Below are 19,354 nucleotides of genomic sequence, written 5' to 3'. Positions count from 1 at the left end.
GGTGATCGCGCTGTGGACCAAGATGCGTACCGATCAGATCGGTTCGGCCGACACCATCGAGGCGCTGTGCGACGGTGTCTCGTCGCGCCGCAACCAGCTGCTGCTCGACATCGGTGGTGAGCTCGGACTCGGTGCCATCGACGGTGCCGCCGAGGCGGACATGAACGCGCTTGCGTCGACCGTGTCGACGCTGGCCCGCGGATACAAGCCGCTCGGCCCGGTGCTCACCGACGCCGTCGGTGACCAGGTCCGCAAGGTCCTCGGCCCGGTCGGGAAGCGTCAGTCCTACATCACCGACCGTGTCTCGGGCGTCTGGCAGCTCGGCCCGGGCTGGGGTCTGCACACCACCGTGGCGCTCGCCCTCGGAACCCGTGAGGGTGCCAGCGTCCGTGGCGAGGCGCTCGGCAACCTGCTCGACGGTCCGCTGGCCAACACGGATGCGCTCGACGCGCTGATCGACAAGGCAGTCACGTCGGTGGGTGCCGCGCGCGGCATCTCGGTCGCCAAGCCCGCCGCCGACGGTGGCGGCGGCGCGACGGTCGACGCTGCGGCGCTCGGCGAGTTCACCGAGCAGCTGACCGGTCGTTCGGGTGCGTTGGCCTCGGCCGCCTACACCGTGCTGTCCAAGCTCGGCCTCGCCGACGTCGCGGAGACCGCGGCCCTCGCCGAGGACCCGAACGCGGCCATCGCCGAACGGGTCAGTGCCGAACTCGGTTCCGACTGGGCGCGCACCGTCGCGCCGGCGTTCGACGCCGCGAAGGTCGTCCTCGTCGACGACCGGTGGGCGACCAGCCGTGAGGACCTGGTCCGCATCTGGCTGACCGACGAGCAGGAACTCGACGCCGACCACGACAAGCTCGTGGCGCGCTTCGAAGGCGCCGGCAGCACCGTCGCCCAACACGCCACCTGGTGGCAGGGCAAGGCGCTGGCGACCGGAAACGCGGTGCACGCCACGATCTTCGGGTCCATCGCGCAGGCCGCGGAGCAGCCGGGTGTCGGCCAGTGGGCCGACGAGATCGCGGTCGTGACGGGTGCCGGCAAGGGGTCGATCGCCTCGGGCGTCATCGCAGGCCTGCTGGCCGGCGGTGCCACCGTCGTCGCGACGACCTCGAAGCTGAGCTCCGACAAGCTCGCCTTCTACAAGAAGCTCTACCGCGAGAACGCCCGTCACGAGGCCGCGCTGTGGGTGGCGCCGGCGAACATGGCGTCCTACACCGACGTCGACGACCTGGTGGAGTGGGTCGGTTCCGAGCAGACCGAGAACCTCGGTGGCACCACGGCGGTCATCAAGCCGGCGATGAAGCCCACCATGCTGTTCCCGTTCGCGGCGCCGCGGGTGGCCGGTGACCTCACCGACGCCGGTGGTCGCGCCGAGCTCGAGATGAAGGTGCTGCTCTGGTCGGTGGAACGGCTGATCGCCGGACTGGCCGACCTGCGCGCCGACCATGACATCGCGGCCCGCGTCCACGTGGTGCTGCCCGGTTCCCCGAACCGCGGCATGTTCGGCGGCGACGGCGCCTACGGCGAGAGCAAGGCCGCCCTCGACGCCCTGGTCACCCGCTGGTCGGCGGAGGACTCGTGGAATCAGAAGACAACGCTGGCCCATGCCCTCATCGGCTGGGTTCGCGGTACCGGTCTGATGGGCCACAACGACGTCATGGTGACCGCGGTCGAGGCCGCCGGTGTCCGCACCTGGAGCACCGACGAGATGGCCGCCAACCTGCTCGGCCTGTGCACGCCGGAGCAGCGTGAGGACGCACGGACCAAGCCGGTCCTGGGCGACTTCACCGGTGGACTCGATCCGTCGATCGACCTGAAGGCGCTGTCCTCGGCCGCGGCCGAGTCGGCAGAGGCCGAGGCCGCCGACGTCGAGGTCGCCACCGTGCCGGCGCTGCCGGCGCCGGCTCGTGCGCCCAAGGGTCTGACCCCGCAGTGGCCGACGATCGACGCCCGTCCGGAGGATCTGGTCGTCATCGTCGGTGCCGGTGAGCTCGGACCGTACGGTTCGTCGCGCACCCGCTTCGAGATGGAGGTCAACGAGAAGCTCTCGGCGGCAGGCGTCGTCGAGCTCGCGTGGAACACCGGGCTGATCCACTGGGACGACGCGCCCAAGCCGGGCTGGTACGACACCGAGTCCGGGGACCCGGTGGCGGAAAGCGACATCGCCGAGCGCTACCACGACGAGGTCGTGTCCCGCTGCGGTATCCGCCGCTACGCGGACGAGGGTGCGATGGTCGACAACACCTCGCCGCTGCTCACGTCGGTCTTCCTCGACGAGGACCTCACCTTCACGGTGAGCTCCGAGGCCGAGGCCCGGGCATTCGCCGCGGCAAACCCGGAGAAGACCCGCGTCGCGGAGAACGCCGAGACCGGCGACTGGCAGGTCACCCGCCTGGCCGGCACGGAAATCCGTGTGCCACGGCAGTTCTCGCTGTCCCGTTCCGTCGGCGGTCAGATCCCGACCGGTTTCGACCCGACCCGCTGGGGCGTCTCGCCCGACATGGCCGAGTCGATCGACCGGGTGGCCCTGTGGAATCTGGTGGCGACCGTCGATGCCTTCCTGACGTCGGGCTTCACCCCGTCGGAACTGATGCGGTGGGTGCACCCCGGTCTGGTGGCCAACACCCAGGGCACCGGTATGGGCGGCATGATGTCGATGCGCGAGCTCTACATCAACACGCTGCTCGGCGAGTCGAAGGCCAACGACATCCTGCAGGAGGCCTTGCCGAACATCGTTGCGGCCCACGTGGTCCAGTCGTATGTCGGTAGCTACGGCGCGATGATCCACCCGGTCGCCGCGTGTGCGACGGCCGCCGTCTCGGTCGAGGAGGGTGTCGACAAGATCCGCCTCGGCAAGGCACTGTTCGCGGTGGCCGGCGGCTTCGACGATCTCGGTATCGAGGGCATCGTCGGATTCGGCGACATGAATGCGACCGCGGAGTCGGCGAAGATGACCGCGCGCGGCATCGAGGATCGCCGGTTCTCGCGGGCCAACGACCGTCGTCGCGGCGGATTCGTCGAATCCGCCGGTGGCGGGACGATCCTGCTGGCCCGTGGTGATGTCGCGGCCCAGATGGGTCTGCCGGTCCTCGGCGTGGTCGCCTGGGCGCAGAGCTTCGGTGACGGTGTGCACACCTCCATCCCGGCTCCGGGTCTGGGTGCACTGGGTGCCGCCCGCGGTGCGGCTTCCTCGCCGCTGGCGTGCGCGCTGAGCGCGCTGGGTGTCTCCTCCGACGATGTCGCGGTGATCTCCAAGCACGACACCTCCACGCGGGCCAACGACCCCAACGAGTCCGAGCTGCACGAGCGGCTGGCCTCGGCGATCGGTCGGACCGACGGTGCACCGATGTTCGTGGTGTCGCAGAAGTCGCTGACCGGTCACGCCAAGGGCGGCGCCGCCGCCTTCCAGCTGATCGGCCTGTGCCAGCTGCTCCGCGACGGCGTCATCCCGCCGAACCGCAGCCTGGACTGTGTCGACGAGCAGATGCGCGAGTACCCGCACCTGGTGTGGGCACGCGAGACCCTGAATCTCGGCGAGCGGTTCCCGCTCAAGGCGGGTCTGCTGACCAGCCTCGGATTCGGTCACGTGTCCGGTCTGATCGCGGTGGTCCATCCGGAAGCCTTCGTGGCGACGCTCGATCCGGAGCAGGCCGAGGAGTACCGCCGGGTGTCGGAGGAGCGGGCCCGCAAGGGCAGCCAGCGTCTGCTCGAGGCGATGTGCGGTGTCGAGCCGGCCTACAAGCGCCCGCCGAACCGTCGATTCGACGCTGCGGTCGACGAGCACGACGCCGAGGCCGACGTGTTGCTCGACCCCGCTGTTCGCCTGGCCGCCGACGGCAGCTACGCTCGCGTCAACGTTGGTGGGGCAGAGTGAAGCCGGAGGCGGATGCGGCAATGAATGTGCTCGGAGTCGGAATCGACATCGTGTCGGTCCCGGAATTCGGTGAGCAGTTGAAGCAGCCGGGCACGACGTTCGGGGACCGGTTCACGGTCCGCGAGCGTCGTGACGCGGCGGCCGGCACCGGAGACGAGGCGCGTCATCTGGCCGCGCGGTGGGCTGCGAAAGAAGCCGTGGTGAAGGCGTGGTCGGTCAGCCGATTCTCGCGATCACCGCTGCTGCCGCTCATCCGCCACAGCGACATCGAGGTCGTCACCGACAACTGGGGCCGCCCGGCGATCCGGCTCTCCGGTGAGATCGGTGAGCACCTCAAGGACACCCGGGTACACGTCTCGCTGACGCACGACGGGGACATGGCCGCAGCCGTGGCCATCCTCGAGGGCGTCTGAGTTTCGTTCGAGAACAACACCCGCACCAGGGGCACGGCCCCGGTGCGGGTGTTGTCGTCTGCGCGGCGGTGAGCCCATAATCGGGGCATGTCCGAGGTCAAGACGTTTTCGATGACCCGGCTGCGTCGGTTCGGCGACAGGATCATGTCGATCCCGGTGCGACTGGGTCTGATCCCGCACACCTACCTGCTGACCACACGAGGCCGGAGATCCGGTCGATACCACAGTCATCCGGTGACCCTCGTCGAGGGGGACGGACGTCGCTGGCTGGTCGCTCCGTACGGACCCGTCGGTTGGGTCCACAACGCACGCGCCGCGGGCGCCGTGCGGATCCGGCGGCGCCACGAGGACCGGGAGTGGGCGGTGCGAGAGGTCTCCGCGGAGGAGGCCGCACCGGTTCTCAAGCAGTACCTGCAGATCACCGGCCCACCGCGTGACTACTTCCGTGCGGGGCCCGATTCACCGGTGGAGGAGTTTCGTGCGGAGGCCGACCGGCATCCTGTCTTCGAACTCGCCCCGCTCGCCTGAGCACTCGCCCCGCTCGCCTGAGCACTCGCCCCGCTCGCCAGAACACTCGGGGAGTCAGTCTTCGGCGGTGGTCTCCTCGAGGAGCAGATAGCCGGCCAGCATCCGTTTCAGCTCCTTCACGGTCTGCTCGTGATCGTGGCCGTCCTGCACCGAGAAGCTGAGCACCGAATACGCGGTGTGGACGAGCACCTGTGACATCATCTCGCGGCGGGAACGCTGGGTCGGGGTGAGCGGCGCAAGGATGCGGGCCACCTGGTCGGCGAGCACCTTCTCGTTCTGCGCCGCGGTTGCCCGCGTGGCCGGCGTGGATTGGACCGCCAGCCACACGGCCCGGCGCGACGGGTCGTCGCGCCACAGCGCGGCGAGGTGGTCGAGGAACTTCTCGAGCAGACGTGGCCAGTCCAGTGACGGGATCTCCGTGGCGAAGGCGGCGAGTTCCTCGCGGACATCGACGGTGTCCTGGCGATCGAGCTCACACACGATGACGTACTTGTTGGCGAAGTACTGGTAGAGGGTCCCGATGGGGACCTCGGCGCGTGAGGCGATCTCCTCGCAGGTGAGGGACTCGAAGCCGACCTCGGTCAGCAGGTCACGGGCCGCCGCCAGCATCGCAGAGAACTTCTTCTTGCTGCGCTCCTGCGTGGGCCGCTTGCGCGGGACCAGCGGCTCGGCCAGTGGTGCGGACATGTGTCGTCGGGTCCGTCCGGAAGATCAGACCGACAGGTCGCGCCGGAGTTTGGCGACGTGGCCGGTGGCTCGGACGTTGTACTGCGCCGCCTCGATGGTGCCCTCCTCGTCGACCAGGAAGGTGGATCGGATCACGCCGGTGACCGTCTTGCCGTACATCTTCTTCTCGCCGAACGCGCCCCACTCGGTGAGGACGGTCCTGTCCGGATCGGACAGCAGCGGGAAGGTGAGTCCCTCCTTCTCGATGAACTTCGCGAGCTTGGCGGGTTTGTCCGGCGAGATCCCGAGCACATCGATGCCGGCCTCGTTCAGGTCGGACAGATTGTCACGGAAATCACACGCCTGCTTGGTGCAGCCCGGCGTCGCGGCGGCGGGGTAGAAGTAGACGATCACCTTCCGGCCCGCATAATCGGCGAGTGAAACCGGCTTGTCCTGCGCATCGGGGAGCGTGAATGCGGGGGCTTGGTCGCCGACGGACAACCGCGTGCTGGGTGACATAGTCGTCAGGCTAGTCGATCGGTGCGACGACCGGCCCGGACCGGTGGCCCGACGGGGCCGGATATGCGCGTTTTGCAGGTGCGGCCGGAATGACGCGACGCGCAGCAGATCACGAGGAATACCCGGTGATGCCGTAGTCTCGAACGGTCGGGTGCGTGCGTCAGAACGGGGTGGGTTGGCAACCGGTGAGCCGACCGCTCCGACGCCGCCGACCACTCCGCCGTCGAACTCTGGGAGGAACAACGTGGCCGGGGATACCGAACGTATCGAGCAGGAGATCGCACAGGCACGCGAGGACCTGGCCAAGACGCTCGATGCACTGGCCGAGCGGACGAGCCCGCAGCGCTTGGCCGACGACCTGAAGACCAAGGTGGTCGCCACCCTCAACACGCCGGCGGTCAAGTTCGGTCTCGCGGGCGTCGGCGTGCTCGTCATGGTCATCGTCGTACGGAAGATCACTCATTGAGCACCGTTCGTCCCTCGAAGGAAAGCAACACTCGTCGGCGTCGCGCCGGCCTCGCGACGGCGGTGGCCGTCGGATTGACCGTGTCGGCGCTGGCCGGCTGTTCGTCGGCGCCGACCTACCCCGACACCGTCACCAACGCGGAAAGCCTGGATGTGCTCGCCCAGCCCACCATCTCGGTGACCGGCTGGGGCTCGGCGCCCATGGGTGACCACGCCGTCGGTGTGATGCCGGGCGCGCCCATCACCGTGACCGCGCACAAGGGCAGTCTGTCGTCGGTGGTGGTGACCGGACCGGAGGGTCCGGTGGCCGGGAACACGTCGGTGGACGGTTCGAGCTGGGTCTCGTCGGATGCCCTCGACTACGGGGCCGACTACACGCTCACCGCCATCGCGCGCGGCGTCGACGGAGCCGGCGCACGCAAGATCGCGTTCTCCACCGCTTCGGCCGACTCGCTCGCCTACGCGTCCAGCGTGACCTCCGACGGGGAGACGGTCGGGATCGGACAGCCCGTCGCGATCAATTTCGACACCCCGATCGCGAACAAGCGCAACGTACAGAACGCGATCGCGGTGACGACCGACCCGCCGGTCGACGGAGCCTTCTACTGGCTCAACGACAGCATGCTGCGGTGGCGACCCGAGCACTTCTGGAAGCCGGGAACCACTGTCCACGTCGAGGTGAAGACGAAGGGTATCGACCTCGGCGACGGTGTGTTCGGCGACAACGACCTCACCACGAACTTCCGTGTGGGACGCAGTCTCGTGGCGGTCGCCGACGACTCGACCCACGAGATCACCGTCTCGATCGACGACAAGGTCGTCAGGACGATGCCGACCTCGATGGGCAAGGACTCCACCCCCACCAACAACGGCATCTACATCGTCGCCGAACGTGAGCCCAGTGTGATCATGGACTCCTCGACCTACGGGGTGCCGGTCAGTTCACCGGGCGGATACCGGGAGACGGTCTACGACGCGACCCGTATCTCGTTCAGCGGCATCTACGTCCACTCCGCGCCGTGGTCCCTGGGTGACCAGGGGTATGACGATGTCAGCAACGGATGCCTCAATGTGAGCCCCGCCAATGCCGAGTGGTTCCTGAACACCGCACTGCGCGGCGACATCGTCATCGCGAAAAACACTGTCGGGCCTCCGCTTCCGGGTGACGACGGCCTGGGCGACTGGAACGTGCCGTGGTCGGTGTGGAAGAAGGGCAACGCTTGAGCCCACGGTGCCGGAGACCTTCCTGAGCAGGCGATTTCACTTCTGCCGCTTGGACATGTAAGGTTCCTTCTCGCACCGGCAAGCGCCATTAGCTCAATTGGCAGAGCAGCTGACTCTTAATCAGCGGGTTCGGGGTTCGAGTCCCTGATGGCGCACGTTAGAAAACGCCCCGCATCTGCGGGGCGTTTTCTCTTGTCCCGGAGTTTCGTCGCACCCGGTGGCGGGACCGGCGCGCGAAGTCGGGCATTACGGGCGGCGTCTCGTACACTGGACGACGAAACCGCATCCGATGGGGGATTGGTCGTCCCCGTCGTCGGGGCGCGCGGTGGGAGTCGGCTGACCACACGATTTGGAGGATCATGCGGAACGGTCATACCCGGGGCAGGCGTCGCACACTTCCGGCCCTGATCGTCGCCCTCGTCGGCGTCGTCGCATTGGTCTCATCGTGCTCAGAGGAGCCGACCTACTCCTCGGAGGTCGGTAGCTCGACCCTCTTCGACGACATGCTCAAGCCGGGCGTGGAGATCACCGAGTTGGGGAACCGGCCGCTCGCCGACCAAGCCGTCGGCATTCAACCGGGCGCCCCGATCACCGTGTCGGCCCGAGAGGGGTCGATCACGAACGTCCGGATCGACAAGGCCGACGGCTCTCCGGTCAAGGGGGAGCTGTCGGCCGACGGAACGATCTGGACCAGTGCCGAGCCCTTGGGCTACAACCGTACCTATACCGTGCAGGCCGACGCGGTCGGCGTCGGTGGCCGGAGTACCAAGCGGGTCTCGTTCACCACACAGGCACCCAACAACCTGACCCAGGCGTACCTCACACCGTCGCCCGGTGAGACGGTCGGGATCGGTCAGCCGGTGGCGATCAAGTTCGACGAGCCGATCCCGAACCGCAGGGCTGCCCAGGACGCCATCCGGATCACCACGAACCCGCCGACCGAGGGTGCCTTCTACTGGATCAGCGACTCCGAGGTGCGGTGGCGTCCGGAGCACTGGTGGAAGACCGGTACGACCGTCGACGTCGCGGTCAACACCTATGGCATCAACCTCGGCGACGGTCTGTTCGGTCAGGAGAACGTGCGCACGAACTTCCGCATCGGTCGTTCGATGATCATCACCGCCGACGACAACACCAAGCAGGTCGCGGTCAACCGCGACGGCAACGTGATTCGCACCATGCCCACGTCGATGGGCAAGCCGGGCGACGAGACCGACAACGGCGTATACCTGATCTCGGACAAGCACGACAACATCATCATGGACTCGTCGACCTATGGGGTTCCGGTCAACTCAGCCAACGGCTACCGCACGCCGGTGGACTACGCGACCCGGATGTCCTACAGCGGGATCTTCCTCCACTCCGCCCCGTGGTCGGTGTGGGCGCAGGGCAACACCAACACCAGTCACGGATGTCTGAACCTGAGCCCCGACAACGCGCTGTGGGTCATGCAGAACACGCTGCGCGGCGATCCGGTGATCGTGAAGAACACCTCCGGCGGCACGCTGTCGGGCGTCGATGGTCTCGGGGACTGGAACATCCCGTGGAGTGAGTGGTCCAAAGGTAACGCCTGATCTCTCGGCATCCCGACCTCGTCACTGATAGATTCCACCTGATCACACGACGAGGGGGAGCCGACGATGGCCGCAAGCAACGGGTACCGCGCACCCATTGCGGTGTGCGCCGTCGCACTGACTGCGGGTCTGCTCTCGGTCGTGACACCGGCGACGGCCGATGCCCAACCGCAATGGCTCCCGAGCTCGGGCTGCGAAGCCGACCTTCCCGCCCAACCGCAGTCCAAACCATTCGATCCGCGTGACCTGATCCCGGACCGCATCGGTATCCCGCTGCCGTATCCCCGGATCCGATTGGTACCTGAGCCGGAATCCGCGGAGCCGCCCGCGGTGCGGATTCCGTCGCAGCTGCCGCCGAAGAAGCCGTGCACCGATCCGTGCCCCGACATCACCGATCCGCCCAAGCCAAACGGCCCCGCAGGGAGCATCGAGTTCCCCAAGATCTCGTTCGATCTGGCGCCCAAGGACATTCCGGTGCCGGTGCCGAACCCGAATCCGGCACCGTTGCCGCCACGGCCGCCCGCGGTTCATCCGGGTGTCGACGCCGCCCCGGTCGCGCCCGACCTCCCACCGGCACAGGTCGGAAAGGTGGATTACGTCGCGTCGCTGACCGGCAAGGGGTCGACGAGCCGGACCGACAAGCGTTGGCAGATCAACGGTACCGATCTCGGCATCATGTGGGAGTCCAAACCCGGGCAGGTCGCGATCGTGTTCGGCGACACCTTCGGGAAGGGCTTCAAGCCGCCGGGCGCCAACGGTGGGGATTGGCGCAGCAACGTGTTGGGTTTCAGCGCCGACAAGAAGCTGGCCGACGGGATGTCGATCGACACCATGGTCCAGGACAGTCGTTGTCATGCGGCGCAGCTCATCTCGTCCCGCCGCATCGACCGCCTCGAGCTGACGTCCATCCCCACATCGGGTTTCGCCATCGGGGATCGGCAGTTCATGAGCTACATGTCGGTACGGACCTGGGGGCCGATCCCGGGTACATGGCTGACCAACTACGGTGGCCTGGCCTACTCCGACGACGGCGGTTCGACCTGGACGAAGGATCCGTACGTGCGGTGGGACAACATCTTCGGGACCAGTCAGTTCCAGGTGTCGGCGATGGTCCCGCAGGGCGAGTACGTCTACATGTTCGGAACACCCAACTCGCGCCTCGGCTCGATCGGCCTCGCGCGGGTCGCCAAGGGCGACATCCTGAACAAGACCGCCTACCAGTACTGGCGTAACGGACGGTGGATGCCGGCCCGCGACGGCAACGTGGCATCCACGCTTTTCGCCGGCCCGACGGGCGAGCTGTCGGTGCGCTACGACGCCGAGAGCCAGCGATGGCAGATGACCTACCTGGACGTGATCCGCAGCGCGATCGTGCTACGGACGGCGCGTGCGCCGCAGGGCCTGTGGTCCCAACCCGCCGTTCTCGTGCATTCCTTGGACCACAACCAGTTGTACGGCGGATTCCTGCACCCCTGGTCGACCGCGCACGACCTCTACTTCACGATGTCGACGTGGTCGGAGTACAACGTCTCGTTGATGCGCGCCACGGTCTACTGACGGCGCTCCGGATCGTCGAGCGCGCACCCGGGCGTCGAGCGCGCACCCGGGCGTCGAGCGCACGTGGTCGTCACTTGTACTTCTTGATGAGTTTCTCGACCTCGTCGGCGTCGATGTTCTTCTCGATCAGCTTGCCGGTCTTTGCCTTCCGGACGGAGTACAGGCCATCCTTCTTCGCCTTGGCCACATGTAGTCCGACCTTCTTGGCCGCCTTGTTCAGATCCTCCAGCACGCGCGATATCGTACGCGACGGAAATGAATTCGCGGGGTCGTCGTCACCGCTGGGAGGCCAGGTGGCCGACGGCGGCGTCGGACGGGATCCGGTGGGCGTCGAACAGGTCGGTTTCCCGTTCGCCCCCGGTCCACACGGGTATGAGGCGCCGCAATCGTTCCACGCTGTGGAGGTCGTACCGGAGATCATCGGATAGGACGCAGTGGGCCGCGAATCCGGGTCAGTGGACGTACCTGTAGGTGCTGGAAGAGCTCGCGAGCGCGACGCAGGAGGCAGCAGGGGATCAGAGGGCCTGACTTCCCCGGGAAACAACACCGCCCCACCTGCGTCGCGCGGGTGGGGCGGTGTCTTCGGGGTGAGTGACGGGACTCGAACCCGCGACAGCCAGGATCACAACCTGGTGCTCTACCAACTGAACTACACTCACCATCGGCGTCCGTCACCCAGGTATTGCCTACACCAGGTTCCAGAGCCAAGGACATACTCTAGCGGTCGGGACCGCCGAACTCCAATCGGCCCCGATTCGGCGTGTTCACGCAGGTCCGAGATCCGACACGACGGCCGTGATCGCATCCTGCTCGGGTCCGGGCAGTGGCACGAACGCGGTGGCGCGGTAGTACTTGAGCTCGCGGATCGACTCCTTTATGTCGGCGAGCGCGCGGTGGGCGAGTCCCTTTTCCGGCTGACCGAAGTAGATCTTCGGGTACCAGCGCCGACACAACTCCTTGATCGAGCTGACGTCGACCATGCGGTAGTGCAGGTAGTTGTCGAGTTCGGGCATGTAGCGGGCGAGGAATGCGCGGTCGGTCGCGATCGAGTTCCCGGCCAGTGGTACCGCCCCGGCGGTGGTGACCTGAGACCGGATGTAGTCGAGCACCTGCTTCTCGGCCTCGGCGACGCTCACCGTCGACGCGCGGACCTCGTCGGTGAGACCCGAATCGGCATGCATCTTGGTGACCACGTCGGGCATCGCCGCCAGATCCTCGTCGGAGGCGTGGATCACTATGTCCACACCCTCGCCGAGGACGTTGAGTTCGCTGTCGGTGACCAGGGCTGCGATCTCGATCAACTTGTCCGATTCGATCCGCAGACCGGTCATCTCGCAGTCGATCCATACGAGTTTGTCCTGCATCCGTTCAACCTTAGTAGCCCCGTCCGTACAGTCGCCGGGGTCCTCGGCGTGGCGAGCCCCGTCGCGCGCCCGTCAGCCGTCGCCGAGTTTGCGGTAGAAGGTCCCGACGATGGGTGCGACCACGGAGCGCGGACTGTACCCACCGGCCACCGACATCGCCTTCGACAGCGTTCCCGGGACGATGCGCATCTTGTTGTGGTCCAACGCATCCAGGCTCATCTCGGCGACTTTGGCGCTGGAATGCCACAGGAAGTCGGGGACCAGCCGATCGACGATGGACGCGTCCTCGGGCGCGGGGGTCTCGGTTCGCACCGGGCCGGGCGCCAGCAAGGTGACGTGCACGCCCTGATCGGCGACCTCACCGCGCACTGACTCGCTGAAGGTGTTCACAAACGCCTTCGACGCGGCGTAGGTGGCGTTGTTGGGGATGGGCATGTTCCCGGCCGCGGAACCGACCATGAGGATGCCTCCCGAACCGCGGCGCACCATCTGCGGCAGCACCGCCAGCGTCAGGTCGTGCACGGCGTTGACGTTCAGCCGGACCTGCGCGCGTTCGTAGTCGGGGTCGAGTTCGCTGACCGGGCCGAACGTGGCGATGCCCGCGTTGTTGCACAGGATGGAGATCTCGCGACCGGCCAGTTCGGCGCAGAGCACCTCGACGGCGATGGGATCGGACAGGTCGACCGGACGTACCTCGGCCTTGACCCCGTGCGTGTCGCGGACCTGCCCGGACAGGTCCTCGAGGATGTCGCCGCGGCGGGCCACCAGGATCAGCGAATGTCCCCGTGCCGCCAGGGCCCAGGCCAGAGCCATCCCGATCCCCGACGATGCGCCGGTCACGACGGCGCGGGCGGACTCGGACGGTGCGGGAACCGGCATGTCGGCAAGTCTAGTGGTGCTTGCTCGACTTACCGGCGCCGCGCCCCGGCGTCGGCCGGATCAGGAGATGCCGGCGGCCACCTCGGTGCCCTGGCGGATGGCCCGCTTGGCGTCGAGTTCGGCGGCCAGGTCGGCGCCGCCGATGACGTGGGTGGTGACGCCGGCGACCGTCAGCGGGTCGACGAGTTCACGCACCGACTCCTGACCGGCACACACCACGATGTTGTCGACCTCGAGCAGCCGCGTCTCGGTGACGTTGCCCTCCTCGTCGCGGAAGCTCAGGTGCAGACCGGCGTCGTCGATCTTGTCGTAGGTGGCGCCCGAGATCTGTTCCACGCCCTTCATCTTGACGGTCGCGCGGTGCACCCAGCCGGAGGTCTTGCCCAGTGTCCTGCCCTGTCCGCCGGACTTGCGCTGGACCATGTAGACCTGACGGGTCGCCGGCAGCGGCCGCGGCTTGGTGACGAAACCCGGCTTGGTCAGGTCCTCGCTGACGCCCCACTCCTGTTCCCACTCTTTGAGGTTCAGGGTCGGCGACTCGTCGACGGTGAGGAACTCGGTGACGTCGAAGCCGATGCCGCCGGCGCCCATGACCGCGACCCGCTTGCCGACCTCCCGGTGACCGAGGACCGCATCGGCATAGGACATCACCATGGGGTGCTCGATGCCCGGGATCGACGGGATACGGGGCGTCACGCCGGTGGCGACGATGACCTCGTCGAACTTGCGCTCGATGAGGTCATCTGCGCTGACCCGGGTCTTGAGATGCACGGTGACGTTGGTGATCTCGAGCTGGCGGGTGTAGTAGCGGAGGGTTTCGTTGAACTCCTCCTTGCCGGGAATCCTTGCGGCGATGGAGAACTGGCCGCCGATGCGCTCACCGGCCTCGAACAGCTCGACCTTGTGGCCGCGCTGTGCCGCCGAGACAGCCGCGGACAGGCCGGCCGGTCCCGCGCCGACGACGGCGACGCGCTTGGCGCGCCGGGTGGCACCCAGGGTCAGCGTCGTCTCACGTCCGGCGCGCGGGTTGAGCAGGCACGAGACCTTCTTGCCGACGAAGGCGTGATCGAGGCAGGCCTGATTGCAGCCGATGCAGGTGTTGATCTCGTCGGCACGACCGGCCTCCGCCTTGTTCGCGAAGTCGGGGTCGGACAGCATCGGCCGGGCCATCGAGATGGCATCGACCTTGCCGCGCTCGAGGATCTCCTCGGCGACCTCCGGGGTGTTGATGCGGTTGCTCGCGATCAGCGGGATCGACACCTCGTCGCGCAGGCGCTCGGTGAACTTGACGAACGCGGCGCGCGGCACTGACGTGACGATCGTCGGCACCCCGGCCTCATGCCAGCCGATGTCGGTGTTGATCGCATCGACGCCGAGTTCCTCGGCCTTGCGTGCCATCAGGGCGATCTCGTCCCAGGTCTGGCCCTTTCGCACGAAGTCGGCGATCGACTGGCGCAGGATGATCGGGAAATCGCGCGGCACCTGCCGGCGGATTTCCTTGATGACCTCGACGAGGAATCGCTGCCGGTTCTCGGTGCTGCCACCCCACTTGTCGGTGCGGTCGTTGGTGTGCGGGCACAGGAACTGGTTGATGAGGTAGCCCTCGCCGCCCATGATCTCGATCGCGTCGTAGCCCGCCTTGCGGGCCAGCTTGGCCGACCGGCCGAACGAACGGATGACGTGTTTGATGATCGGCTCGGTCATCTTCAGATGCTTGAACGGGTGGATCGGCGACGGTTCGGAGCCCGGCGCGACCTTGAACGGCGTGTACCCGTAGCGGCCCGCGTGGATCAGCTGGGCCGCGATCTTGCCGCCCTCCTGATGCACGGCGCGGGTCAGCCGCTGGTGGCGTTTGACGTCGGCGACGTTGGTGATCTTGCCGGCGAAGGGCACCAGCAGCCCGGTCCGCGAGGTGCCGAATCCTCCGGTGATGATGAGTCCGACGCCGCCGCGGGCCCGTTCGGCGTAGTAGGCGGCCAGCTTGTCGGTGTCCCAGAGGCGATCCTCGAGTCCGGTGTGCATCGACCCCATGACCAGCCGGTTCTTCAACGTCGTCCCGCCGAGCTGCAAAGGCTCGAAGAGATGCGGGTAATAGGGATTCGGTTCGGCCGTGTGGGCTGACATGGCTATACCTTTCGTCTGGATAGGGAGGGACCGGAGATGCTCCGGTCAGGCGGACAATTCGCGTTCGAGGGTGGTGATGACCTCGTCGCACCACTCGACGAAGCCCTCTTCGGATCGGATACCGCCGCGCAGCACCAGATACTGATGCAGCTTGCGGCCGGTGAGGGTGTGCGGGTCGGGGTAGTAGGCGGCCTCGAAGCCGTTGTACAGCTTGAGCTGGGCGACATGCTCGTCGCGGTGCGCCTTCAGCTCGCCGATGACGGCGGCGAGGTCACCGAATTCGGCCGCCCGCAGCTTGACGCCGAGATCGCTGCGCAGAGGCTGCAATGGTGTCGGGCTCATCACCCACTCTGCCAGGACCTTTCGGCCCTCGTCGGAGATCGTGTAGACCTTCTTGTCCGGCCGGCCGTCCTGGGCGACGGATTCGAAGCTGACGAGTCCGTCGGTGTGGAGCTTCTTCAGCGTCCGATAGATCTGCTGGTGCGTCGCCGACCAGAAATAGCCGATGGATCGGTCGAACTGCTGGCCGATCTCGTACCCCGTCCCAGGTCGCTCGGCCAGCGACACGAGAATCGCATGCTCGAGCGCCATACGGTGACAGTAGCACTGCACCTGTGCACTATGCAATTAGGTTCATATGGCTTCAGGCGGTGGCCAGGCTCCCGTCGTGGCTGTGCAGCGTCGCGTCGCGGAGTTCCACGACCCTGTCGGCGATCGCGACGACACGCGGGTCGTGGGTGATCAGCAGAGTCGTGCGGCCGGCGGCGAGGCGACGCATCGGGTCGAGGATGCGCTGTGCGGTCGCGTCGTCGAGGCCGGAGGTCGGTTCGTCGAGGATCAGGATCGGGGTGTCGCGCAGGATCGCGCGGGCCATCGCGACGCGCTGCCGTTGGCCGCCGGACAGGGTGAGACCGTCTTCGCCGAGCATTGTGTCGTATCCGTCGGGCAGATCGGAGATGAACTCGTCGGCATCGGCCCGGATCGCGGCGTTGATGATCTCCGCGCGCGCCGCGGTGGGACAGCCGTAGGCGATGTTGTCGGCGATCGTCGCGGCCTTGATCGCCGGCTGCTGCGGCAGCAGGGTGATGTGGTCGCGGATCGACCGTCCGGTGAGGTCGCGGAAATCCTTGCCGCCGAGGACTATGCGGCCGGAGTCGGGTTGCTCGAAACGGCACAGCAGCGAGGCCAGCGTGGACTTCCCGATGCCGCTCGGGCCGATCAGCGCGGTGATCTCGCCGGATCGCAGGTCCACGGACACGTCGTCGAGGATGGTTCTGCTGCCGCGCCGCAGGGTGACGTTGTGCACCGACAGATCGTGGTCGGGCCCGTGGTGGTCGACCGCGTGGTCGTTGTCGAGGTCGGTGGGAGCGATGTCGAGGAGCTCGGCCAGTCGTTCGGCGCTCACCACGGCCGCGGCGAGGGCCAGACGGACCTCGGCGAGTTCCTGCATCTTCGGGTACAGCATCCCGAGATATCCGGTCAGCGCGAGCAGTTCGCCGACGGTGAGCTCGCCGCGTCGCACCTGCCAGATGCCCGCGAGGGCGATGAACAGGGTGACCACCACCTGGCCGAACCCCAGGACGGCGCCGAAGCCGGCCTCGATCCGGGTCTGCGCCATCCGCGCGCGCAGCCAGGTGACGCCGTGATGATGCAGTCGTGCGTGCTCGCGGCCCTGCTGGTTGTAGGCCACGGCGGTCTCCTGACCGCTGAGCGCGGTCTGGACGGCCACCGCGATGTCGGCGTTGGCGACACGTTCGTCGCGGGTGACGAGGGTCTGGCGGCGTCCGTAGAAGGCCGAGATGGCCCACAACGCAGGGACCGCGGCGAGTGCGACGAACGCGACCTGCCAGCTCATGATCAGGGCGGCGACGACGAGCCCGACCGTGTTGGCCAGCGCGATCAGAAATCCCATCACCCCCGAGCCGACGAGGTATTCGACCGCTTCGAGGTCGTCGGAGTGGCGGGTGACGAGGTCGCCGAGTCCGAATCGGCGGTGGATCACCGGGTTGAGTTGCTGGACGTGGGTGAAGAGCCGATCGCGCAGCCGCAGCACGACTCGCTCCGAGATACCGATCGAGGTGACCTGACCGTAGTAGTCGCAGACCGTCGCGATCGCCGTGATCAGCAGCCACAGGACCGCCAACCGGGCGAACCCCAGGAGGCTGTCGGCCGACAGCGCGCCGTCGATGACGTCGGACAGCACGAAGACCGCGATGATCTCGCACCCGGCCGCAACCAGCAACAGGATTGCGGCCAGGGCGAATCGGCGGCTCTCGCCCCGCAGGGCGGGGACGAAGCGGGTAAAGGCCTCGCGTGTGGTCATGCACGTTCTCCTGGCGCTCGGGTCGTCGGCGATGCCGATGAGCCACAAGCTATCGGCGCCCGCTGCGGGCGCCCTTCGTCGCGACTGGGAGAACGCTGTGTGACCTCAACGCCGCGCACTGCGTTCCGCGGAACGCGGACGACGCCCACCTGCGCAGGAGCACCCGACTCGTCGGATCTATCGGAGATCGGCTTCGCCGGCGCCTACGCGAGGAGGGCGATACCGAGCCAGATGAGCGCCACAACCTTGACGACCTCGAGGGCCACATAGACTATGTGCGCGCGGCTGCGCGGACCCTCGTGACCGGCGAGCACCGCATCCGACCGCCGGGTGAGCATCGGTCGCACCGCGACGAGCTGCACCACCAGCATCGCGATCGCCACCCCCGCGGCGACGGGGACGGCCATACCCGACCACGAGCCCACCACCAGGGCGACCAGGATCGCGATCGCCCAGCCCGCCTCCATCGCGTTCAGCGCGCGGAACACCAGTCGTCCGATGCCGAGTCCGATGGGCACCGTGACGCCGGGGGCGCGGAACTTCAGTGGCGCCTCCACGAACGAGATCGCGATGACCATGCCGAGCCAGAGGAAACAGGCGGCGGTGGCGACGGCGGCGGATGCCGTCATCGCGTGCCCGACCGCAGCAGTTCCGGCCCGAAGGTCTCGTAGTGGATGCGCCCCTCGGCGACGTCACGGTCGAGCAGTGTGTCCCGCATCGATGCGAGGAATCCGGTCGGGCCGCAGAGCAGTACGTGGGTGTCCGGCTCGATGTCGATGCCGTCGAGGGTCATCTGCCCGCGACGCACCGAATCGGAGATGATGTGGTCGGACGCCGACTCGTACCACTGCACGAGCCGCCCCTGCGGCAGCGACTCCACGAGCGACGCAAGCTGCCCGCGATGGGGCTGACGGTCGCGGGACCGGTCCGCGTGCAACACCGTCACCGCGCGCGCATCCTGCTGTTCGGACATGGCGGTGAGCAGGCCGATCACCGGGGTGCAGCCGATGCCGGCGGAGGCCAGCACGATCGGGGCGTCGCCGTCGGGCAGCACGAGATCGCCGAACGGGGTGCTGACCCGCAGTAGATCGCCTTCGAAGACGTGTTCGTGCAGGTGCGCGGAGACCTCACCGGCGAGCTTGACGCTGAACCGCCATTCCGGTGCGGTCGGCGCGCCGGTCAGGCTGTACTGGCGGATCTGGTGCGCGCCGTCGTCCAGCCCGACCTGCACCGAGATGTACTGTCCGGGGCGGAATCCGGGCAGGCGGGAAGTGTCGTCGGCGGCGGCGACGGTGAGGGCGATGGTGTCGGGGGAGATCTGCGTGCGCTCGACGACGCGGACCTCGCGCCACACCTGGCCGGGTTCGACGCCGGCGGCGGCGTAGAGGTCGTCTTCGGACTTGATCAACAGATCGGCCATGTCCCAGTACAACTGGTCCCAGGCGTCGGCGACCGACGGGGTGACCGCGTCGCCGAGGACCTCGACGATGGCGGCGAACAGATGCTCGTGGACCACGGCGTACTGGTCGCGCGTCACTCCGAGCGAGGCGTGCTTGTGGGCGATCCGCTCGAGGATGAAGCGCTGTCGACGGACGTCGGGTTCGAGCTGCAGTTTGGCGAACGCGGCGATCGATCCGGCCAGCGCCTGAGGCTGTTCGCCGGTCTTCTGGTGGGTGCGGTTGAACAGGTCGTCGCGCAGTTCGGGATGGGCCGCGAACATACCCGCGTAGAAGCGTTGGGTGATCTCGCCGATCGCGCCCGCGACCGCCGGCAGGGTGGCGGCGAGGGTTTCGCGTTGGGTGTCGGACAGCATGGGTGACTCCGATCTGTTGTGTTGGTCCGCG

17 protein-coding genes and 2 tRNA genes are annotated in these 19,354 nt (G+C 67.4%); 8 read left to right on the top strand and 11 right to left on the bottom strand.

Annotated features, from left to right (window positions below; translation table 11 throughout):
- From GORHZ_RS00720 to GORHZ_RS00710, 3 genes are all read left to right on the top strand, one after another.
- The coding region (locus GORHZ_RS00720; protein ID WP_006329349.1) for a beta-ketoacyl synthase N-terminal-like domain-containing protein at positions 1-3,874 on the top strand (3,874 nt) is incomplete at its 5' end.
- Positions 3,875-3,894: 20 nt separating this feature from the next.
- Complete coding sequence (acpS, locus tag GORHZ_RS00715; RefSeq protein ID WP_040529547.1) at positions 3,895-4,287, top strand: holo-ACP synthase AcpS; 393 nt, start codon at positions 3,895-3,897, stop codon at positions 4,285-4,287.
- An 87-nt stretch (positions 4,288-4,374) separates the two neighbouring features.
- On the top strand, positions 4,375-4,815 hold the full coding sequence (locus GORHZ_RS00710; RefSeq protein ID WP_006329345.1) for a nitroreductase family deazaflavin-dependent oxidoreductase: 441 nt from the start codon (positions 4,375-4,377) through the stop codon (positions 4,813-4,815).
- Positions 4,816-4,869: 54 nt separating this feature from the next.
- Here GORHZ_RS00710 and GORHZ_RS00705 read toward each other — a convergent pair whose 3' ends face one another.
- Positions 4,870-5,502, bottom strand: coding sequence for a TetR/AcrR family transcriptional regulator (locus GORHZ_RS00705; protein WP_006329343.1), 633 nt, complete (start codon positions 5,500-5,502; stop codon positions 4,870-4,872).
- Positions 5,503-5,526: 24 nt separating this feature from the next.
- Positions 5,527-6,000, bottom strand: coding sequence for a thioredoxin-dependent thiol peroxidase (gene bcp, locus GORHZ_RS00700; protein WP_006329341.1), 474 nt, complete (start codon positions 5,998-6,000; stop codon positions 5,527-5,529).
- A gap of 244 nt (positions 6,001-6,244) precedes the next feature.
- Between bcp and GORHZ_RS00695 the strand changes: the two genes are divergently transcribed.
- The 5 genes from GORHZ_RS00695 (at position 6,245) to GORHZ_RS00675 (ending at position 10,820) form a co-directional block, all read left to right on the top strand.
- On the top strand, positions 6,245-6,466 hold the full coding sequence (locus GORHZ_RS00695; protein ID WP_006329340.1) for a DUF3618 domain-containing protein: 222 nt from the start codon (positions 6,245-6,247) through the stop codon (positions 6,464-6,466).
- The gene (locus GORHZ_RS00690; RefSeq protein WP_006329339.1) at positions 6,463-7,689 is read left to right on the top strand and encodes a L,D-transpeptidase; all 1,227 of its coding nucleotides are present in this window, start codon (positions 6,463-6,465) and stop codon (positions 7,687-7,689) included. Before GORHZ_RS00695 ends, GORHZ_RS00690 begins: the two co-directional genes overlap by 4 nt.
- Before the next feature lie 82 nt (positions 7,690-7,771).
- Positions 7,772-7,844 (top strand) — tRNA-Lys (locus GORHZ_RS00685).
- A gap of 204 nt (positions 7,845-8,048) precedes the next feature.
- The gene (locus tag GORHZ_RS00680) at positions 8,049-9,263 is read left to right on the top strand and encodes a L,D-transpeptidase (protein WP_006329338.1); all 1,215 of its coding nucleotides are present in this window, start codon (positions 8,049-8,051) and stop codon (positions 9,261-9,263) included.
- Positions 9,264-9,329: 66 nt separating this feature from the next.
- A complete protein-coding gene (locus GORHZ_RS00675; protein ID WP_006329337.1) occupies positions 9,330-10,820 on the top strand; it encodes a glycoside hydrolase family 183 protein in 1,491 nt (496 codons plus the stop codon).
- Positions 10,821-10,890: 70 nt separating this feature from the next.
- Here the strand turns inward: GORHZ_RS00675 and GORHZ_RS31195 are convergent, their stop codons facing one another.
- The 9 genes from GORHZ_RS31195 to GORHZ_RS00635 form a co-directional block, all read right to left on the bottom strand.
- Positions 10,891-11,052, bottom strand: coding sequence for a hypothetical protein (locus tag GORHZ_RS31195; protein ID WP_006329328.1), 162 nt, complete (start codon positions 11,050-11,052; stop codon positions 10,891-10,893).
- A gap of 354 nt (positions 11,053-11,406) precedes the next feature.
- Positions 11,407-11,479 (bottom strand) — tRNA-His (locus tag GORHZ_RS00670).
- A 105-nt stretch (positions 11,480-11,584) separates the two neighbouring features.
- Complete coding sequence (gene orn, locus GORHZ_RS00665) at positions 11,585-12,184, bottom strand: oligoribonuclease (RefSeq protein ID WP_006329327.1); 600 nt, start codon at positions 12,182-12,184, stop codon at positions 11,585-11,587.
- Between the two features lie 72 nt (positions 12,185-12,256).
- A complete protein-coding gene (cmrA, locus tag GORHZ_RS00660; protein WP_006329326.1) occupies positions 12,257-13,063 on the bottom strand; it encodes a mycolate reductase in 807 nt (268 codons plus the stop codon).
- Positions 13,064-13,123: 60 nt separating this feature from the next.
- Entirely contained in the window at positions 13,124-15,187 is a 2,064-nt protein-coding gene (locus GORHZ_RS00655; protein WP_006329321.1) for an NADPH-dependent 2,4-dienoyl-CoA reductase, read from the bottom strand.
- A 45-nt stretch (positions 15,188-15,232) separates the two neighbouring features.
- The gene (locus GORHZ_RS00650; RefSeq protein ID WP_040529540.1) at positions 15,233-15,778 is read right to left on the bottom strand and encodes a PadR family transcriptional regulator; all 546 of its coding nucleotides are present in this window, start codon (positions 15,776-15,778) and stop codon (positions 15,233-15,235) included.
- A 52-nt stretch (positions 15,779-15,830) separates the two neighbouring features.
- Positions 15,831-17,510, bottom strand: a complete 1,680-nt coding sequence (locus tag GORHZ_RS00645; protein WP_006329319.1) for an ABC transporter ATP-binding protein — start codon at positions 17,508-17,510, stop codon at positions 15,831-15,833.
- 203 nt (positions 17,511-17,713) lie between these two features.
- Positions 17,714-18,139: a hypothetical protein gene (locus GORHZ_RS00640; RefSeq protein WP_006329318.1), complete on the bottom strand. Its 426-nt coding sequence runs from the start codon at positions 18,137-18,139 to the stop codon at positions 17,714-17,716.
- On the bottom strand, positions 18,136-19,323 hold the full coding sequence (locus GORHZ_RS00635) for a globin domain-containing protein (protein WP_006329317.1): 1,188 nt from the start codon (positions 19,321-19,323) through the stop codon (positions 18,136-18,138). The genes GORHZ_RS00640 and GORHZ_RS00635 overlap by 4 nt, the downstream gene beginning before the upstream one ends.
- Positions 19,324-19,354 lie beyond the last annotated feature (31 nt).

Origin of the sequence: Gordonia rhizosphera NBRC 16068, from assembly GCF_000298195.1 — a bacterium.
In the GTDB taxonomy this organism is placed as follows: domain Bacteria; phylum Actinomycetota; class Actinomycetes; order Mycobacteriales; family Mycobacteriaceae; genus Gordonia; species Gordonia rhizosphera.
This window is presented reverse-complemented; position numbering and strand designations above follow the sequence as displayed.

Bases quoted from the DNA above. Each gene is read 5' to 3' on its own strand.
- acpS (WP_040529547.1), top strand. From the start codon at position 3,895: ATGAATGTGCTCGGAGTCGGAATCGACATCGTGTCGGTCCCGGAATTC.
- GORHZ_RS00710 (WP_006329345.1), top strand. From the start codon at position 4,375: ATGTCCGAGGTCAAGACGTTTTCGATGACCCGGCTGCGTCGGTTCGGC.
- GORHZ_RS00705 (WP_006329343.1), bottom strand. From the start codon at position 5,502: ATGTCCGCACCACTGGCCGAGCCGCTGGTCCCGCGCAAGCGGCCCACG.
- bcp (WP_006329341.1), bottom strand. From the start codon at position 6,000: ATGTCACCCAGCACGCGGTTGTCCGTCGGCGACCAAGCCCCCGCATTC.
- GORHZ_RS00680 (WP_006329338.1), top strand. From the start codon at position 8,049: ATGCGGAACGGTCATACCCGGGGCAGGCGTCGCACACTTCCGGCCCTG.
- GORHZ_RS00675 (WP_006329337.1), top strand. From the start codon at position 9,330: ATGGCCGCAAGCAACGGGTACCGCGCACCCATTGCGGTGTGCGCCGTC.
- orn (WP_006329327.1), bottom strand. From the start codon at position 12,184: ATGCAGGACAAACTCGTATGGATCGACTGCGAGATGACCGGTCTGCGG.
- cmrA (WP_006329326.1), bottom strand. From the start codon at position 13,063: ATGCCGGTTCCCGCACCGTCCGAGTCCGCCCGCGCCGTCGTGACCGGC.
- GORHZ_RS00655 (WP_006329321.1), bottom strand. From the start codon at position 15,187: ATGTCAGCCCACACGGCCGAACCGAATCCCTATTACCCGCATCTCTTC.
- GORHZ_RS00650 (WP_040529540.1), bottom strand. From the start codon at position 15,778: ATGGCGCTCGAGCATGCGATTCTCGTGTCGCTGGCCGAGCGACCTGGG.
- GORHZ_RS00645 (WP_006329319.1), bottom strand. From the start codon at position 17,510: ATGACCACACGCGAGGCCTTTACCCGCTTCGTCCCCGCCCTGCGGGGC.
- GORHZ_RS00640 (WP_006329318.1), bottom strand. From the start codon at position 18,139: ATGACGGCATCCGCCGCCGTCGCCACCGCCGCCTGTTTCCTCTGGCTC.
- GORHZ_RS00635 (WP_006329317.1), bottom strand. From the start codon at position 19,323: ATGCTGTCCGACACCCAACGCGAAACCCTCGCCGCCACCCTGCCGGCG.